The sequence below is a fragment of the Cupriavidus yeoncheonensis genome (assembly GCF_905397275.1).
Taxonomy (GTDB): Bacteria; Pseudomonadota; Gammaproteobacteria; order Burkholderiales; family Burkholderiaceae; genus Cupriavidus; species Cupriavidus yeoncheonensis.
In genome coordinates this window covers 1-1,666 of the sequence record NZ_CAJPUY010000059.1, presented here as the reverse complement: position 1 = coordinate 1,666, position 1,666 = coordinate 1, and the positions used below count along the sequence as shown (strand labels likewise).

The window sequence follows — 1,666 nt, the reverse complement described above, 5'->3', positions numbered from 1 at the left end:
CCCCCCGCGGCAGAATAGATGTCGCCCCGATAGAATTTGAACCTTGGGGGCGATAAGAGACAGATGTGGCTCGTTACGGACAAGAATTCAAGGACCGAGCGGTAGCACGGTTGTTACCACCGGAGAGTGCGGCGGTGGAAGTGGTTTCAAGGGAATTGGGTGTGGCAGTGGCCACGCTGGAGCGCTGGCGTGCGGACGCTATGTCCATGCCCGCTCGCGAGCGGGCATGGACAGCGGCGGCCAGGTTCGAGGCGGTGCTGGCGACGGCTGTGATGGACGAGGCCAGCAAGAACGCCTGGTGCCGTGAGAACGGTGTGTATCCACGGGAGTTGGAGCAGTGGCGCACTGCCGCCACGCAAGCGCTGGCTGAACCCGAGGATGCGCGCGCCACTCATCGTGAGACAAAGGCCGATCGGCGCCGGATCAAGGAACTCGAGCGCGAGCTGCGCCGCAAGGAGAAGGCCCTGGCCGAAGCCGCCGCCCTGTTGATACTCTCAAAAAAGCTCGAGGGGATCTTCCCGAAGGACAAGGACGAGGACGCATGATCGGCCTGGAAGATCGCCACACGATGGTCCGCTATATCGAAACCGCTCACGCGGGCGGTGCTCGCCTGCGCCTGGCCTGCGAGGTAGCTGGCATAACCGTGCGCACTCTGCAACGCTGGAAGGCCCACAATGGCCTGGTGGTCGGCGACCGCCGCCCCGGGGCCGAGCGGCCCACGCCCGCGCATGCGCTGAGCATCGAGGAACGCGAACGCATTCTGGCCGTTGCCAACGAGCCGCGCTTCGCCGACATGCCACCGGCGCGCATCGTGCCCATGCTGGCCGACGAGGGTGTCTACCTGGCCAGCGAATCGAGCTTTGGTCGGGTGCTGCGCGCCCATGGGCAGACCCGGCATCGTGGACGCGCCAAGGCACCGCGCCAAAGCCGTCCGCCCACCACGCACGTGGCCACGGGGCCGCGCCAACTGTGGTGCTGGGACATGACCTATTTGCCGGCTGAGGTCGCCGGGCGCTGGTTCTATCTGTACTTGATCCTGGACGTCTACAGCCGCAAGATCGTGGGCTTCGAGGTTCACGACCGTGACGATGCCGACCACGCGGCGCATCTGGTCAAGCGCACGGCGCTGGCCGAGGGCATCCATGCCATGGCGGCCAAGCCGGTGCTGCATGGCGATAATGGCGCCACGCTCAAGGCCACCACGGTGCTGGCGATGCTCCACTGGCTGGGGGTCAAGCCTTCGTACTCGCGCCCGCGCGTGAGCGACGACAATGCCTTCGTCGAGAGCCTCTTCCGCACGGCCAAGTACCGGCCGGAGTTCCCGTCTACAGGCTTTGCCGATCTGGCCACGGCGCGTACGTGGGCGGCCCACTTCGTCCACTGGTACAACCATGAGCATCGGCACAGCGGCATCCGCTACGTGAGCCCGGCGCAGCGCCACGCCGGACAAGACGACAAGATTCTCGCCGCGCGCCACGCGCTGTATGTTCAGGCCCGTGAGCACAACCCGCGTCGCTGGTCATGCAACACTCGAGACTGGTCGCCAATCGACGCGGTCACGCTCAATCCGGAGCGCGAGATTGCCGTGCCCTCCGGTATCAAGCCAGGCGCCGAAAACCAGCGTTTGGCTGCATGAATGAGGCGACATCTACATTGACGCGCGCCG

General features: G+C 65.6%; 1 protein-coding gene. It reads left to right on the top strand.

Translation table 11 applies throughout. From position 1 onward, the window contains the following. Nucleotides 1-65 precede the first annotated feature (65 nt). Nucleotides 66-1,636, top strand: a protein-coding gene (locus KHO22_RS32265) for an IS3 family transposase (protein WP_211951253.1) whose coding sequence is annotated in 2 segments (ribosomal slippage) — nt 66-495 and nt 495-1,636 — 1,572 coding nt in all. Because the reading frame shifts where the segments join, the coding sequence is not laid out codon by codon here. Nucleotides 1,637-1,666: the final 30 nt, after the last annotated feature.